Raw genomic sequence first — 16,019 nt, 5'->3', positions numbered from 1 at the left:
GTTCAGTCGACCGGATGCCGGAGGGTACAAGGCATAAGGCAGATCAAACCATAACCATTGGTTATGGATCTGATCACCACCCAACCACTGGACATGGCTGACTACTTGGTTTTCTCTGGCCGGCGACACCAAGCCGACCAGAAAAAGACTGACCGCCTCCATGCAAGAATCAGACACTCAAGCCCCCCTCACCCGCAGGACATTTGTTCTGGGCGCCCTTCCTCTGGCCATGTCCGTTTCGGCATGCGTCTCGACACAGCCCGCCGTGAAGACGCAGCCCGTCGAGGAAACGCCGGAAGCCCGGATCTCCACCCCACGCAGCCCCGAACGCGATCTGCAATATGCGGCAGTGACGGACGACGGTCACGAAATCCCCGCAGTGCCCTATTGGCAGATGAACCCGCAAATGCTGCGCCAGCGCGTCGAAAACCCAACCGGGGAGCCGCCCGGCACGGTGGTCGTCGATACGCCCTCCCGCTTTCTCTATCTCGTCGAGGACGATGGCAGCGCCATGCGCTATGGCGTCGGCATCGGGCGAACCGGCTTTTCCTGGGAAGGCGAAGGCGTCATCCACTGGCGGCAACACTGGCCGCGATGGAAGCCGCCGCGTGACATGATCGCGCGCGACCCGGCGCTTGAAATCTATTCGGTCGCCAATGGCGGCATGGCGCCGGGGATCATGAACCCGCTCGGCGCACGCGCGCTTTACATCTTTCAAAATGGCAAAGATACGCTTTACCGCCTGCACGGATCGCCGGAATGGTCTTCGATCGGCAATGCGGTGTCGTCCGGCTGTGTCCGGCTTTTGAATCAGGACGTCATCGACCTTTACGACCGCGTGCCCTACCACGCCCGGATCGTTGTCCGCCAACAGCCGGTCGGCGTTTAGGACCCTCGAAACGATACCGTCGATCCCATCAGGACGACATGACAGTCTCGGCTTCGGGTTTCCCCGGCGCATGGGGCACATCAAATCCGCAATTCGGCTCAGCGCTGATGCCGGTGATGCCGCGCAGTCTTGTGATGGCGAAATCGGTGAAGGCCCGCACGACGGGGCGCATGAATTTCGTGGAGGGATAGGTCAATGACGCCGCGATCGGCTTTATCGTGTAATGCGGCAATACCCGCACAAGACGCCCGTCGCGAAGCTCGTCGATGACCTGATTGGTCTGGATTGTGCCGACCCCACGGCCTGAAAGCAGGCTCTTCAGGAGAACCTGAGCGCTGTTGGTCGTCAGCACCGGCGAAACAGTGACAGTCATCGCCTCGCTTGCGTCGCTGACAAGCTGAAGTTCGTTGCGTTTTTCAAGCACGTTCCTGGTGGCGACCAAGGCGACCTCGCCAAGCTGTTCCGGCGCATCGATGCGCGGAGTGATATCCAGGAATTCCGGCGCCGCGACGAGGATGCGCTGAATCCAGCCAATGCGCCGCGCGATGACATCCTGCCCTTCGATCCTGCCGAAGCGAATGGCGATGTCGAAATTCTCGTGAATGAGATCGACCTGCCTGTTTTCCAGCACCAGTTCGATATTCGTTTGCGGATGCGCATCCAGAAATTCCATCACGATGGCATGAACATGCTTTTCGCCGATGCAGACCGGTGCATGAACCCGCAAGGGGCCCTCCACCTCGCCATCGTTCAGCCGGACGCCTTCGAGCGCCGCGTCGATCGAGGCCAGGGCATGCCGGCAGGATTCATAGAGTTCGGCCCCCTGGGCCGTCACCCGGACATTCTTGGGCGATCGCTCCAGAAGGCGCGCGTTCAGGCGGGCTTCAAGGTTTCGGATATGTTTCGTCACCGCCGGCTGGGAAATGCCCAGATCGCGGGCGGCGGCGGTGATCGATTCGCGCTCGACGGTGCGAACGAACGCCTTGAGGGCTGCATTGATGTCCATCGATAACGCTCTGTTATGATCCTTGCGGAACCATAACGGATCGGACATTTATAAACAAACACATTGACCTGGTTTTCCAGCAAGCGGCTCTTTCGGAAACCTGCATTCTGACAGTTCAGGCTGGCACTCATGCCTTGATGCATCCGGATGACGGGGTCACTGCAAACGCCCTCGCTGAGCGTGCATTTCTATCGAAGAGCCTATCCCCAGAATACAGGCGCAGTCTCTTCCAGACGCGGTCCGAGACGCAAAGGCGCAATCTTTTCGGCAAACCCCGTCGTGTCGGAGATCTCGACGTCAACGCCGCAGATAAAGCCGACAAACGGACTGGGCGCACTGTCGAGGCGCAGCGCATATTCGCTTCTCAACATGACGCCGGCATTACCGTTTCCGACGTTCCCCGACATGATCGCGAGAGCTTCAAGCGGCCCCGGCAAGCGCCAGCGCATCCGCACCCGCGGCATACCGCAATCGATCCGTCATATCGTTCACGGCCTGCCAAACGCTTTCCGCCACATCGCTCTCCTTCGTCGTCAGCGTCTGCCGGCCATAGGCTTCGAAGACTTTTTGGGCGAAACCGGCATAGGCCTCCGGGATCAGGTCCATGACCGAGATATCGGAATTGGCGGCAAAGCGCGTTGTCGGCCCAAGGCCGGGCTCGACCAGTTTGACGCGAAGACCAACAGCGGCAAGCTCGTGGGCAAGCGCGCCCGAAAAACCCTCGATCGCCTGCTTGCTGGCCGTATAGGCCGCCACCAGCGGCATCGGCGCGAGCGTGGCCGAAGACGTGACATTGACAATCACCCCCTGCCCGCGTTCGCGCATTTGCGGAATGACGGCCTGTGTCATGGCCATGACGCCGAATGTATTGGTCTCGAACACCTTGCGGATATGCGCCATCGGCGTCACCTCGAAGGCACCGGCCGAACCGATGCCCGCATTGTTGACCAGCGCGTCCAGCGGCCCGGCGGCCTCAAGCGCTGCCGCGATGCTTGCCGGATCGGTGACGTCGAGCGGCAAGACACGCAAACGATCCGAACGGGGAAAGAGGTCCCTATCGGGCTTGCGCATGGTGGCAACGACATTCCAGCCCTTGTCGTGGAAGTGGCGAGCGGTCTCGAGGCCGTAGCCCGACGAAGTGCCGGTGATGAGAACGGTTTTCATAAGGGTCTCCTGTGTTCTGTGTTGACAGGAGCGTTTTACCGGGCAAAATCAGGACTATCATCAACCTTAAGTCCGATTTTCGTTTGCGTTAGTCCGAAATGGCAGATCCGCTTGTTCAAATTATCGAACTTCTGCGCCCGCGCGCCGTGTTTTCCAAAGGCATCAGCGCGGCCGGTGCCTGGGCTGTGCGCTATTCGGATTTCGGACAGCCGGGCTTTTGCGCGGTGACAGAGGGGCGTTGCCGGCTTGCCGTCGAGGGTGAGGCGCCGGTCATCCTTGAAGAAGGCGATTTCGTCCTGCTGCCGGCAACACCATCCTTCACCATGTCGGGTTTCGAACCGGCGGCGCCAATGCGGATCGACCCGAAGAAAGCGCCGATTCCCGACCGTGAGGTTCGCTTCGGCCGCCAGGACGGACCGGCAGATGTGCGGCAGTTCGGCGGCTGGTTCACCTTCGGCTCTCCCGATGCCGGCCTTCTGGTTTCGCTTCTGCCCGGCATGATCCACATAAAAGGTGCTGACCGGCTAAGCCAGATCGTGCGGCTTTTGGGCGATGAAGCAGCGCAGGACGATATCGGCCGTGATCTCATTCTTGAGCGATACGTCGAAATTCTTCTGATCGAAGCGCTGCGGGCAGCGCCGGCGACGCAGGACCGGCCGGGCCTGTTGCGGGGGCTGCACGCCCCGAAAATTGCTGCAGCGCTTCGCGCCATGCACGGCGAACTTCAGCGCAGCTGGACAGTTCCCGATCTCGCCCGCGCAGCGGGCCTGTCGCGTTCGGCCTTTTTCGACCGCTTCACCACAACGGTCGGCATGCGACCGATGGAATATCTTCTGTCCTGGCGCATGGCCGTGGCAAAGGATTTGTTACGCGGCGAAGACATCTCGCTCGACGAGGTCGCAAGCCGGATCGGCTATGGCTCGGCCAGCACATTCAGCACGGCCTTCAGCCGCCATGTCGGCCTGCCGCCCGGACGCTACATGCGCGAAGGATTGGGATCAGCGGCCGACGGACATTAATCGTTGCCCAATCCTAGTTCCAGAAATCCGGAATGGTTTCCGAAAGCCTCGGACCGAGACGCAAAGGTGCAATTTTTTCAGCCAACCCCGTGGTATCGGAGATTTCGACGCCGACGCCGCAGATGGTCGCCGGGCCGGAGGCAGCCTCGAAGCGAGATTTGTTCATCTTGGAGACGAAACGGGAGAGCGGCTCTTCCTTGTCCATGCCGAGCGAGGAATCGTAATCGCCGCACATGCCGGCATCCGACATATAGGCCGTGCCGCCATTCAGGATCTGGCAATCGGCGGTCGGCACATGGGTGTGGGTACCGACGACGAGGCTGGCGCGGCCGTCAACGAAATGGCCGAAGGCCTGTTTCTCGCTGGTGGCTTCCGCATGAAAATCGAAGATGATGGCGTCGACCTGATCCTTGAGCTGGCAGGCCCCCAGAATATCCTCACCCGCCTTGAAGGGATCGTCGAGCTCGGGATGCATGAACACACGACCCATGATGTTGGCCACCAGCACGCGCGCGCCGTTTCTGGCATAATGGATGCTCGATCCCCGGCCCGGCGTGCCGGCCGGGTAGTTCGCAGGGCGCAGGAACTGCTCATGCCGGTCGGCGAAGATCACCGCATCCTTCTGGTCCCAGACATGATTGCCGGTGGTCACCACATCGGCGCCGGCATTGATGGTTTCCTGAAAGATGGTTTCGGTGATGCCGAAGCCGCCGGCGGCATTCTCGCCGTTGACGATGACGAAATCGAGCTTCAGATCGCTGATCAGGCCCGGCAGGCGATCCCAGACCGCCCTGCGCCCCGTCTTGCCGACCATATCCCCGAGAAAAAGCAAACGCATTGAAAATTCCGTTTCCAGCCGCATCGTCGCAGTCAAGAGCGACAGAGGGTTGCGGCAAAGTGGTGATGGTGTTGCTGCCCCCTTTAGAGCGTTTCAGACTGAAATGGAAACAGTTCTGTTTGCCCAAACCGGTCATTCCACGCGAAGAAGCCCGCACGGTATAGCCATAGCTATATCGAAGGGTTTCGACAAAGTGGAGGGCCGGTTTGGGCAAACCCGCAAGGGCGGCATTCCATGATCTCCAGATCATGGAATGAACACGCCCGCGATTTGGTCGGTTCAGCGCGTCAAGCGCGCTGAACTGGGCGGCATGAATTTGCGCCATTACCGGCGGTCTTCGGCTTGGACATAGCTTCGGCTATGCCCTGCGCCAAAGCCCTTGGTTCTGGCGCAAATTCCTTGCCGCAGAACGATTCCATTTCAGTCTGAAACGCTCTAGCGCGGCACGGCGGCTATGGAAATAAATTAATCCGGTTTCGCACCATCGCCTCAGGTCGTCGGCGGCTCCAGATGTATTTCCCCGTCTTCCACCACTTCCATGATCGTCCGTGTTCCACCGTCGGTCACGATGCCGAACAGCCGCTGGTCATGCGGCTCGGATGGAATTCTGCGGGCTTCCTGGACGGCGTAGGCCGGCGCGATCAGACGCGGACGCTTCCCCCTGGCCGCAAGATCGGCAACGGCGCGGTCATAATGGCCGGCGCCATAGCCGAGACGATTTCCGGTGCCATCGAAACCGACAAGGGGAATCAGAATGATTTCGGGATCGACCGCCTCGGCCGTCTCCGGCGGCGCAAGCGTACCGAAACCGGACTTCACCAGATCGTCACCGGTTTTATAAGCCCGAAAAACAATGGTCTCACGGTCAATGACGGCAGGAAGGCAGAGCTTGCCGCCCGCCTTTTCGATTTCACGCATCGCCGGGCGCGGATCGAATTCGCTCTTGATCGGCCAGTATCCGGCGACCGTCATGCCTTCGAACGCTGTAAACAGTTCTTCGAGTTCGTGCATGATGCGCTTGTCGCGCTTCCTGCGTTCCTTTTCGCTCAAGCTGTCCCGCCGGGACAGAAGAACCTTGCGAAGATCGGATTTGGTTTCATCAGGACGGGAAAAATAGGCTTCCAGAAACTCGCCGGAGCCCCCCGTCAACCGCAAAAAGAAACGTCTCAGCATAAAGAAACCTGAATTATAAAGCCGGTCCACGGCGACCGATGGAATCGGTTGGATCCTGGGCGCCTACAGAAGTAGGTGGGCGCCATATAACCAAGCCCACGGGCGAGGTCAGGGACAGCTCCCTTAGGATCGAGTAAGGCCCCGGGGATTCGAAGATTCCTGTCGTGAAGCGCAGACCGTAGCTCCTATATAGCGTTCCACCCTTCCACCTGCCAGAGGGAAAAAGGGGACAGCGAAACGATTTTCTTCAATCTTCCGGAGAGTTTGCCCGAAAGCCCGAAAAACCGGTCACTTGTCAACGCCGGACACTTTTGCCGAAAGGCTCGACAGCCGCCCGGCAAGATTTTCCAGAACCGCCGCCATTTCGTCGTCATGGGCGGCGCGGGCACTGTCGGCGGAGCCGGCCTTGGCGCGCAGGTCCTCCAGTTCGGCGGCATTGGCATCGACCAGTGTCTGCAGGTCATGAAGCTCATCCATGATCATGATCCCGGCCATCACCGTCAGCCTGAGATCGCCGATCTCGCCAAACTGCCCGCGCAGATTGCTGATATAGGAATCGAACCGGGCTGCAAGATCGACCAGATGGTCCTCCTGCCCCTCTTCGCAGGCCATCCGGTAGGCCTTGCCATCGATGTTGACGGTGACTTGCGCCATCTGCCCTGTTCCTTCCGGCCTATTTCTCGTGATCGAGAACCGAGCGAATTGTCTCCATGGCCGTTACCAGCCTGCGGGAGACCTCACGGTTCACCTCTTCCAGCCGGTTGGCCCGAAACTGCGCCTGGTCGAGTTCGCGCGCAAGGCCTGCGCGGTCCTCGTGGACAATCCGCACCTCGTTTTCGAGGTCCTCGCGGTTCTGAAGCTTTTCCGCACGGGCATCGACGGCATTTTCGAGGCCCGAAAGAGCGTTTTCAAGCGCCTGAAGCGCGTTTTCAAGCCGTCCCGTTTCTGCCACTACTGCCTTCCTCCCGAAATAGAGAGACGCGCACTGCTTGAGCCACCGACACGCCCACCACCATATGGTGCAAAATGCGCTTTTCGAATCGTCAAGATGCCCGAAAATTCATTATGATCTTAGGGAGAGTTAACAGCCGAGGTCAACTGAGACCGGTGGTTGTCAAGTGGAAATTCGAGGACTGTTCCCCGACCGGCCCAAACGCCGCCGGTTCTGTCAAAAAGCGCTTCATTGCGGCCGCCGGACTGACCGTCGATTTGTCATAAAACAATGTAACCCGATGAAAATTCCTCTATCAATCGATTTAGCGAACGGATAAACGCAGAAATGAGACATGATATACACCATATTGCCTCATGGCGGGTTAAGCTGTGGCAGGCCCATTTGAAATGGTGTAGTGTCCACGCGTTTTCGGGCTCGAGGCCCATCGAGGCGCTTTCAAATTTGCCGCCTTGATTGGTTCGGGTAACACTGTAATTTAACCGGCAGCACTGCCGACTGGCCTGACGGCCGGTACTTCCAACGACCAACGTAATCCCTCAGAATCAAGAAAAGCGAAGAACACATGACTTCTCTTGAAAAACACAACCGGATGGCCAACGCGATCCGTTTCCTCTCCATGGACGCCGTACAGAAAGCCAATTCGGGACATCCCGGACTGCCGATGGGCGCGGCCGATGTCGCAACGGTGCTGTTCACGCGGTTCATGCGTTTCGATCCCAAGAACCCGAACTGGCCCAACCGCGACCGCTTCGTGCTTTCGGCCGGCCACGGCTCCATGCTGCTTTATTCGCTGCTCTACCTCCTCGGCTACGAGGACATGACGCTCGAAGACCTGAAGAATTTCCGCCAGCTCGGCTCCAAGACCGCCGGTCACCCGGAATACGGCCACGCCTCCGGCATCGAGACCACCACCGGTCCGCTCGGCCAGGGCATTGCCAATGCCGTCGGCATGGCGATCGCCGAGCGCAAGCTTGCCGACGAGTTCGGCGGCGAGCTGATGGATCACTACACCTATGCGCTTTGCGGCGACGGGTGCCTGATGGAAGGTATCAGCCAGGAAGCGATCACGCTTGCCGGCCACCTGAAGCTTTCCAAGCTGATCCTGTTCTGGGACAACAACTCGATCACCATCGACGGTGCTGTTTCGCTTGCCGATTCGACCGACCAGCACGCCCGCTTCCGCGCGGCCAACTGGCACACGATCGACATTGACGGCCACAATCCGGATGAAGTCGCCGCGGCAATCGAGGAAGCGCAGAAATCCGACAAGCCCACGATGATCGCCTGCAAGACGACCATTGGTTACGGCGCGCCGAAAAAGGCCGGCACCAACAAGGCCCATGGTTCGCCGCTCGGTGATGAGGAAATCGCCGAAACGCGCAAGGCGCTTGGCTGGGAATACGCACCCTTCGAACTGCCGGAAGACATTCTGGACGCATGGCGCGTTGCCGGACTGCGTTCCACCAAGGCACGTGTCGAGTGGGAAGAGCGCCTGAAAGGCACCAAGACCGAAATCAAGGCCGAGTTCAACCGCCGCTTTGCCGGCGAACTGCCCGGCTCCTTCGACCGCACGGTTCAAAAGTACAAGCAGCAGCTTGCCGATGAGAAGCCGACGCTGGCCTCGCGCAAGTCCTCGCAGAACGCGCTCGAAGTCATCAATGGTGCGATTCCGGAAACCATCGGCGGCTCTGCCGACCTGACCGGATCGAACAACACCAATACCAGCCAGACGGCATCGATCACGCCTGATGATTTCTCCGGCCGTTTCATCCACTGGGGCATTCGCGAGCATGCCATGGCAGCCGCCATGAACGGCATCGCGCTTCACGGCGGGCTGATCCCCTATTCCGGCGGCTTCCTGATCTTCTCGGATTATTGCCGTACCTCGGTGCGCCTTGCCGCGCTGATGGGCATCCGGGTCATCCATGTGTGGACGCATGATTCGATCGGCGTCGGCGAAGACGGCCCGACCCATGAACCGGTCGAGCAGATGGCATCGCTGCGGGCGATCCCGGGCCTCCAGATGTTCCGTCCGGCAGACGCCATGGAAACGGCGGAATGCTGGCAGCTTGCGCTGGAAAGCGCTCACGCCCCTTCGGGCATTGCGCTCACCCGCCAGAACCTGCCGGCCGTTCGTCTCGATTATAACGAGAAGAACCTTTGCGCCACCGGTGCTTACGATCTGATCCCGGCCAACGAAGCCGAAGTCACGATCTTTGCCTCCGGCTCGGAAGTTGGTCTGGCTGTCGAAGCGCAGAAGACGCTTGACGGCAAGGGTATTTCCACCCGCGTGGTTTCCGTGCCCTGCATGGAACTGTTCTTCGAGCAGCCGGAAGACTACCAGAAGGCCATCATCGGCAATTCGCCGATCAAGGTCGGTGTCGAAGCCGCGATCCGCATGGGCTGGGATTCCTTCATCGGTACAGACGGTATCTTCATCGGCATGGACGGTTACGGCGCATCCGGCAAGGGCGCCGACCTGTTCAAGCATTTCGGCATCACCGCCGAAGCGATTGTCGAAGCGGTCGAAAAGAAGCGCGCATAAGCGGCTGACCATGAATGAATTGAGCGGCCCGGTTTTAAAGCCGGGCCGTCTCGTGCCGAAAATGACTGCATTTCGCCAGACGAATGCTGAATTTCCGGCAAAAAAGGCTTATATCAGGGCTGCCAGCTTACCGGTGCGCAATGGCCGATGCGCTCGCAGTCCAAAAGAGGTTGCCCTGCCGCAATTGAATGTCATCCGGCGGCTTTGGGTTTTGTAAGAATCTACTCGCGAATAGGGAGTCCTACCATGACAGTTAAAGTTGCCATCAACGGCTTTGGCCGCATCGGCCGCAACGTTCTGCGCGCAATCGTCGAATCGGGCCGCAAGGACATCGAGGTCGTTGCCATCAACGATCTCGGTCCGGTCGAAACCAACGCCCATCTTCTGAAATACGATTCCGTTCACGGCCGTTTCCCGCATGAGGTCACCGTCAAGGGCGACACCATCGACGCCGGTCTCGGCCCGATGCGCGTCACCGCGATCCGCGACCCCAAGGAACTGCCCTGGAGCGACGTCGACATCGCGCTGGAATGCACCGGCATTTTCACGGCCAAGGAAAAGGCCGAGATGCTGCTGGAATCCGGCGCCAAGCGCGTTCTGGTTTCCGCCCCCTCCAAGGGCGCCGACAAGACCATCGTTTACGGTGTGAACCACGACACGCTGACCAAGGACGACCTGATCGTCTCCAACGGCTCCTGCACCACCAACTGCCTTGCGCCGATTACTTACGTTCTGCATGAAAAGTTCGGCATCGAGCGTGGCTACATGACCACGATCCACTCCTACACGGGTGACCAGCCGACCCTTGATACCATGCACAAGGACCTTTACCGCGCCCGTGCCGCTGCACTTTCGATCATCCCGACGTCCACCGGCGCGGCGAAAGCAATCGGCCTTGTCATTCCGGAACTGAACGGCAAGCTCGACGGATCGTCCATCCGTGTCCCGACGCCGAATGTCTCCGTGGTCGATTTCAAGTTCGTTCCGCGCGGCGATGTCACGGCGGAAGAAGTCAATGCAGCGGTCAAGGAAATGGCCGAAGGCAAGCTGAAGGGCGTTCTCGAATACAACGACGAGCCGCTCGTTTCGCGTGACTTCAACCACGATCCGGCTTCCTCGATCTTCGCCGCCCAGCAGACCAAGGTTCTCGAAGGCAAGCTCGTACGCGTCCTGTCCTGGTACGATAACGAGTGGGGCTTCTCCAACCGCATGGCCGACGTCGCCGTCGCCATGGGCAAGCTGCTCTAAGCAACCAAGGCTTTGTGCAGCCTGTTGCAGCATTGCAGCGGGCATAGAGCCGAAATCGAAAAGGCCCGCCGATCCGTTCGGCGGGCCTTTCATGTTTCAGCGAGGAAGGGCACTCAGCTGATCGATGCAATCCCGTTGAGGCGACGCAGATGGTCCGCATCAAGCTTCAGGCTGGCGGCAGCGATGTTTTCCCGCAGATGGGTGCGTGACGCGGTTCCCGGAATGACAAGAATGTTGGGACTGCGGGCGAGCAACCAGGCAAGCGCCACGCTTTGCGGCGATGTGCCGAGTTCGTTTGCAACATTCGCCAGCTCATCCGATTGAAGCGGCGAAAAGCCGCCGAGCGGGAAATACGGCACGTAGGCAATCCCCTGCTCGGCAAGACTGTCGATCATTGCATCGTCATCGCGGTGAACGAGGTTGTAAAGGTTCTGCACGCAGACGACCGGCGCGATATCCCGGGCAATCCTGATCTGCGATTCCGTCACGGTCGAAAGACCAATATGAGCGATCAGCCCTTCTTCCTGCATCCTGCGCATCTCGCGCATCGGTTCGGCAAGGGCACTGTCCTCACTAAAGCCGGTAGCACTACCCATGCGCAGATTGACGATTGCGATCTGATCGAGCTTCAGGCGCTCCAGGTTGTCTTCGACGGATTTGCGGAGGAATGCCGGACTGTGATCCATGTTCCAGCCTCCCTGATCATCCCGCCAGCCGCCAACCTTGGTGACGAGCGTGAGGTTTTCCGGATAGGGATGAAGCGTTTCGGCAATCAGCCTGTTGGTGACATAGGGACCATAGAAATCGCTGGTATCGATATGGTCGATCCCGAGATCAAGTGCTTCACGCAGCACGGCCCGGGCTTCATTCGGATCCTTCGGCTCGCCGAAGACATGCGGGCCTGCAAGCTGCATGGCGCCGTAGCCCATGCGATTGACGGAGATTTCCGTGCCGGGAAAGGTAAAACGGCCGGCGGCGCTTGCTGGTAAGGTCATAATGGTTTCCTTTCGTTGTTTTCCCGACCGATTTAGGACGTCCATTTTGATTTGATAATCCGGACAATTCCGAATAGGTTGATCGCCATGTCGAACAATCCTCATTTGCCTGCTCTCGACGGCCTTTCGGTCTTTCTGGCGGTCAGCCGCGGCGGCGGCTTCCGCACGGCCGCGCGCTGGCTGGGGGTCGCGCCCTCCACCGTCAGCGAAACGATCTCGCGGCTTGAGGCCAGCCTCGGCGTCCCGCTTCTGATCCGTACCACCCGAAATGTGGCCCTCACGGAAGCCGGACGCGCGCTTGCCGAGCGATTAGAACCGGTCATGAGCGAAGCACGCTCGGCGCTGGCCGATGCGGCGAGTTCGTCCGGCTCCGTTCGCGGCGCGCTCAAGCTGAATGTTCCGGGCGCGGTGATGAGCGATATCCTGCCGCCGCTGATCGATCGTTTTCTGAAACGCCACCCGGATGTCCGTCTTGAAATTATCGTCGATGACCGGCTGACGGACACACTCGCCGCCGGTTTCGACGCCGGCATCCGTTATGGCGAGCATCTGGCACAGGACATGATTGCCGTGCCGATCGGGCCACGTCGACAATGGGCCGCGCTTGCCGCTTCTCCCGACTATCTGAAAATGCACCCCGCCCCCGAGCATCCCCGCGACGTGCTTGACCACGCCTGCATCCGCACTCGCTTTGCCAGCGGCGCGCTGGCCGAATGGGAATTCGAAAGAGGAGAAGAGGTCGTCAGGGTCGATCCGGCAGCCAGCATTGCCATCGGCACCTCGGCCTGGCAGGCCGCCATCGATCTCGCGATTGCCGGACATGGACTTGTCTTTGCATTCGGCAACTGGCTTGAGCCCCATTTTGCAAGCGGCGCGTTGGTTCCGCTTCTTTCCGACTGGTGGCCGGTATTCGACGGCCCCTTTCTCTACTATTCGAGCCGGCTGACGCCGCGCCCGCTGCGCGCATTTATCGATCTCGTTGCCGAAGACCGCCGCGCACGCGGGACTGACGAAAAGCCGAATCCGGCGTGACACCACTTTGCAAATCAGGTGATTAATTCCTAAGTGTGGTTCAAACCTCACTTTCCGGATCAGGATTTTCCGATGACTGCATTTTCCATTCTCGACCTTTGCCCCGTCGTCGAAGGCGGCACAGTTTCAGAAGCGCTCGACGCCACACGGCAGATGGCGAAACAGGCGGAGGCTTCAGGCTTCACCCGTTTCTGGCTGGCCGAACATCATGGCATGACCGGCATCGCCAGTGCCGCGACATCTCTGGTGATCTCGGAAGCGGCGCGGGCAACGGAAACGCTTCGCGTCGGCTCCGGCGGCATCATGCTGCCCAATCATTCGCCGCTGGTGATCGCTGAACAGTTCGGCACGCTGGAAGCGCTCTATCCCGGCCGTATCGACCTTGGCCTTGGCCGCGCGCCCGGCACCGACATGAACACCGCCCGGGCGCTGCGCCGCAATCTGGAGGCCGGCGCACAGACCTTCCCCAATGATATCGTCGAACTGCAGAAGCTGATGGACGACCCGGAAGAGGGCCAACGGCTGATCGCCAATCCCGGCGCGGGCGCAAAGGTGCCGCTCTATATTCTCGGCTCGTCCACCTACAGCGCGCATCTGGCCGCCGCCCTTGGCCTGCCTTATGCCTTCGCCTCGCATTTTGCCCCCGACATGCTGTTCGAGGCGCTTCACATCTACCGCAGCAATTTCAAACCCTCCGCCCAGCTCGAAAAACCCTATGTGATCGTCGGCGTGATGGGCGCGATGGCTGACACGGATGACGAGGCGGACTACCACTTCACCTCAGCTCTTCAAAGCTTCGTGGCACTGCGCCGCAATGCCCGCGGCAAGACCCCGCGTCCGGTCGAGAGCATGGATGGCCACTGGACCGAAATGGAAAAGATGTCGATCGAGCACACGTTCCAGTTCGCCGTCGTCGGCGGACCGGAAAAGGCAAGGGCCAAGATGGAAGGTTTCATCGCCGACACCAAGGCCGACGAAGTGATCATCTCCGTTCCCGTGCATTCGGTCGAGGCGCGGCTGAAATCGGTCGAAATGTTCGGCGCGTTGCGCAATGAACTGAAAGAAGCGGCCTAGTCACGCGCTATTTCGGGAACACGAAGCTCACCACGGCCCGCAGCCCCCAGCCTTCCGGGCCGTTGGCGGGCGCGGTTGCCAAGTAGCGCGCGCCAAGCGTCAGGCTGATCGGTTGTCTGCCCGCCATCACCAGCTTGCCGACCGTAAAGTCGAGCGGCACGATCCAGTCTTCTTCCACCCAGTCATATTCCGCCTCGCTGGTGAGCGAGAAGGTCCATGCCGATCTGGTGTTGTAGGAGATGAAGGGCTGGGTCATCGTCGTCGAGATGCGGCTTCTGTCATCCGCGCCGGCATAGGACCAGACGTGGTTGGCGAGAAGGCCGGTGGTCCATGGCCCGTGCTCGAAGGCGATGACGCCGGTTGGCCCCGCGCCCCATTTTTCGGTTCCGAGCAGATCATCGGTTGCCGTGGGAAACAGAAAAACGGGCCCCGCGCCCCAGATCAGCCCGTCCACGCCGCTATCGACCGGCGAGAAAAACAGCGACAGCAGCGTATCGCCGAGGCCGAACTGGTCGCCGGAGGGACCGGCAATGTCGCTCTGCTGCTCGATTGGAACGATGGTGCGGCTGATCAGATTCCAGTCCGCATTCAGGTTGAAGGGGATGATCGGCTGAATATTGAGCTGCAACTGGTCGCCCTTTTCGGGGCCATAGCCGCGGTCATAGTTGAACTGGAACGGCAGCACGGCCAGCGGCGCCACCGGATTTGAAAGCTGCTTGGCCAGCTTCGCCTGGCTGTCGGCATCATCGGCCATGGCCGTGGCTGCGGACAGAACAACGAAGAGGACGCAGCCATATCTTTTGACAAAAGAAGGCATTTCCCCGCACCATAACAACCAGTAATGGGCGTCACACAATCAGAAGATGTCAATTGTTGCAATACGCACAATCATCGACTTGTAAACATGGTGCGGTCCAGTTCCGCTTCCCGGCACAAACGGTCCGGCCAGGGCACTAATCGGTCTGGTAGACAATCACGGCTTTGGAGAAGTCGCGCCGGCGCAAATCGGTGCGGCGGATCATCACGTAGTAACCGCCGTTGAAATCGATAAAGTCGCTGTCATAACCGAGGACGGACACCAGCGGTATCCAGTTCGTGATCGGACCCGGCATTGCGCGGATCGTCGGGATGAACAGGCTATTGTGCGGCAGGTTCACATGGGTGTCGTCCGCCCCGAGGTCGATGCCGGGATCGGACTGGACGTATTCGGGCCAACCAAAAAGCTGGCTCCCGGCCTCCGCCAACGCGGTCTGGGCATCAAGCCAGGCCTGATGCGGGGCGACATCTGGCCACGGCCAGCGCGTCATCATCGGATAGGTGCCGCCACCGGGAAGCGTATAGGAAAAAACGGATGTCAGGCGGGCTGGCGGGAGTTGCTGGGCCTGAAGCCGTTCCGCATCGGTTTGCGGCGCATCCCCGGTCAGCATCTCGCCCCAGAGCGACAGACCAAGGTCCGGCGTCGGCTGGCGTTGAAGCGGGCCAGCATCGTCTTCGAGATAGATGAGGCGGAAGGATTTTTCGTCCTGCTGTTCGCCGAACCAGGGCCGGAACACGAAATCGAAAAAGAGGAGAAGCCGGCCGTTTTGGGGAATATCCGGGTCCATCGGCCCCGCTTTTGCCGCCTCGGCCAGATCGATCTGCATCAGGAAAGCAAGCGGCGCGGGCCGGCTTGCCAGCGCCTGTTTTCGGGCAATCTCGTCATCAAGACGATATTCCGGATGCTCCTGCGCCAGTTGCCTGAGGATTTTCACCTCGCCCAGTCCAGCCGAGGATACGCCGCGCATCGGCCAGTCGAACTGCGGCGGCACATCGGGCGCGCCGCCGATCTTGGTTTTCCCGATGGCAATGGCGCTGTCGGGCATCCCCTTGGACGTAAACATCGTCGTCGGGCGCGCCAGCTTGGCCAGCGCGCGACGGTCGAACCAGCCAACGCCGTAATCGGCAAGCGAATCCTTGAGAGCGGCAAGCGTGGGATAATATGGCCCCGGCGGACCCGGCACGTCAGCCCGAACAGACGCGGCGGCCATAGCCGAAAAGCCGGCCGCCAGAAACGATCTGCGCGTCAGCCCGGCCATTGCCCC

General features: G+C 60.0%; 16 protein-coding genes, 1 other RNA gene and 1 pseudogene. 7 read left to right on the top strand and 11 right to left on the bottom strand.

From position 1 onward, the window contains the following. Positions 1-160 precede the first annotated feature (160 nt). Positions 161-889, top strand: coding sequence for a L,D-transpeptidase (locus ACHZCU_RS14480; RefSeq protein WP_319519325.1), 729 nt, complete (start codon positions 161-163; stop codon positions 887-889). Between the two features lie 28 nt (positions 890-917). Here ACHZCU_RS14480 and ACHZCU_RS14475 read toward each other — a convergent pair whose 3' ends face one another. From ACHZCU_RS14475 to ACHZCU_RS14465, 3 genes and pseudogenes are all read right to left on the bottom strand, one after another. Continuing rightward, the gene (locus ACHZCU_RS14475; RefSeq protein WP_319519324.1) at positions 918-1,895 is read right to left on the bottom strand and encodes a LysR family transcriptional regulator; all 978 of its coding nucleotides are present in this window, start codon (positions 1,893-1,895) and stop codon (positions 918-920) included. Between the two features lie 200 nt (positions 1,896-2,095). Next, positions 2,096-2,212, bottom strand: a pseudogene (locus tag ACHZCU_RS14470) (metallophosphoesterase); the annotation flags it as partial. Positions 2,213-2,315: 103 nt separating this feature from the next. After that, the gene (locus tag ACHZCU_RS14465) at positions 2,316-3,059 is read right to left on the bottom strand and encodes an SDR family oxidoreductase (RefSeq protein WP_319519323.1); all 744 of its coding nucleotides are present in this window, start codon (positions 3,057-3,059) and stop codon (positions 2,316-2,318) included. Between the two features lie 98 nt (positions 3,060-3,157). Here ACHZCU_RS14465 and ACHZCU_RS14460 point away from each other — a divergent pair, with 98 nt between their 5' ends. Continuing rightward, the gene (locus tag ACHZCU_RS14460; protein WP_319519322.1) at positions 3,158-4,078 is read left to right on the top strand and encodes an AraC family transcriptional regulator; all 921 of its coding nucleotides are present in this window, start codon (positions 3,158-3,160) and stop codon (positions 4,076-4,078) included. A 13-nt stretch (positions 4,079-4,091) separates the two neighbouring features. Here ACHZCU_RS14460 and ACHZCU_RS14455 read toward each other — a convergent pair whose 3' ends face one another. From ACHZCU_RS14455 to ACHZCU_RS14435, 5 genes are all read right to left on the bottom strand, one after another. Next, on the bottom strand, positions 4,092-4,916 hold the full coding sequence (locus ACHZCU_RS14455; protein ID WP_106311453.1) for a TIGR00282 family metallophosphoesterase: 825 nt from the start codon (positions 4,914-4,916) through the stop codon (positions 4,092-4,094). Between the two features lie 489 nt (positions 4,917-5,405). Next, positions 5,406-6,089: a 5-formyltetrahydrofolate cyclo-ligase gene (locus tag ACHZCU_RS14450; protein WP_319519321.1), complete on the bottom strand. Its 684-nt coding sequence runs from the start codon at positions 6,087-6,089 to the stop codon at positions 5,406-5,408. Between the two features lie 19 nt (positions 6,090-6,108). Further along, a non-coding RNA gene (gene ssrS, locus ACHZCU_RS14445) (6S RNA) lies at positions 6,109-6,270 on the bottom strand. Between the two features lie 107 nt (positions 6,271-6,377). Continuing rightward, positions 6,378-6,743 (bottom strand): cell division protein ZapA, encoded by a 366-nt coding sequence (locus ACHZCU_RS14440; protein ID WP_319519320.1) that lies wholly within the window; start codon positions 6,741-6,743, stop codon positions 6,378-6,380. Between the two features lie 19 nt (positions 6,744-6,762). Then, positions 6,763-7,041 (bottom strand): DUF4164 domain-containing protein, encoded by a 279-nt coding sequence (locus ACHZCU_RS14435; protein ID WP_106311417.1) that lies wholly within the window; start codon positions 7,039-7,041, stop codon positions 6,763-6,765. Positions 7,042-7,606: 565 nt separating this feature from the next. On the opposite strand from ACHZCU_RS14435, the gene tkt reads away from it, so the two are divergent. The 3 genes from tkt to gap are packed head-to-tail and all read left to right on the top strand — an operon-like array spanning position 7,607 to position 10,837. Beyond that, positions 7,607-9,589 (top strand): transketolase, encoded by a 1,983-nt coding sequence (gene tkt / locus ACHZCU_RS14430; protein WP_319519319.1) that lies wholly within the window; start codon positions 7,607-7,609, stop codon positions 9,587-9,589. A gap of 10 nt (positions 9,590-9,599) precedes the next feature. Further along, positions 9,600-9,806, top strand: a complete 207-nt coding sequence (locus ACHZCU_RS14425; protein ID WP_146132366.1) for a hypothetical protein — start codon at positions 9,600-9,602, stop codon at positions 9,804-9,806. Between the two features lie 29 nt (positions 9,807-9,835). Beyond that, positions 9,836-10,837, top strand: coding sequence for a type I glyceraldehyde-3-phosphate dehydrogenase (gene gap, locus ACHZCU_RS14420; protein ID WP_106311411.1), 1,002 nt, complete (start codon positions 9,836-9,838; stop codon positions 10,835-10,837). A gap of 113 nt (positions 10,838-10,950) precedes the next feature. Here gap and ACHZCU_RS14415 read toward each other — a convergent pair whose 3' ends face one another. Further along, a complete protein-coding gene (locus ACHZCU_RS14415; protein WP_319519318.1) occupies positions 10,951-11,832 on the bottom strand; it encodes an oxidoreductase in 882 nt (293 codons plus the stop codon). An 87-nt stretch (positions 11,833-11,919) separates the two neighbouring features. On the opposite strand from ACHZCU_RS14415, the gene ACHZCU_RS14410 reads away from it, so the two are divergent. Both ACHZCU_RS14410 and ACHZCU_RS14405 read left to right on the top strand, forming a co-directional pair. After that, complete coding sequence (locus ACHZCU_RS14410) at positions 11,920-12,864, top strand: LysR family transcriptional regulator (protein WP_319519317.1); 945 nt, start codon at positions 11,920-11,922, stop codon at positions 12,862-12,864. 72 nt (positions 12,865-12,936) lie between these two features. Then, positions 12,937-13,938, top strand: coding sequence for an LLM class flavin-dependent oxidoreductase (locus ACHZCU_RS14405; protein WP_319519316.1), 1,002 nt, complete (start codon positions 12,937-12,939; stop codon positions 13,936-13,938). 7 nt (positions 13,939-13,945) lie between these two features. On the opposite strand, the gene ACHZCU_RS14400 is transcribed toward ACHZCU_RS14405, so the two are convergent. Together ACHZCU_RS14400 and ACHZCU_RS14395 are read right to left on the bottom strand one after the other, a co-directional pair. Beyond that, complete coding sequence (locus ACHZCU_RS14400) at positions 13,946-14,692, bottom strand: transporter (RefSeq protein ID WP_319519315.1); 747 nt, start codon at positions 14,690-14,692, stop codon at positions 13,946-13,948. A 199-nt stretch (positions 14,693-14,891) separates the two neighbouring features. After that, the gene (locus tag ACHZCU_RS14395) at positions 14,892-16,013 is read right to left on the bottom strand and encodes a DUF1963 domain-containing protein (RefSeq protein ID WP_319519314.1); all 1,122 of its coding nucleotides are present in this window, start codon (positions 16,011-16,013) and stop codon (positions 14,892-14,894) included. Between the last annotated feature and the right edge of the window lie 6 nt (positions 16,014-16,019).

It is taken from the genome of uncultured Martelella sp. (assembly GCF_963677965.2).
Lineage (GTDB): Bacteria > Pseudomonadota > Alphaproteobacteria > Rhizobiales > Rhizobiaceae > Martelella > Martelella mangrovi.
Note: the sequence above shows the minus strand (reverse complement) of the source record. Positions and strands in the feature narration are given on the sequence as shown.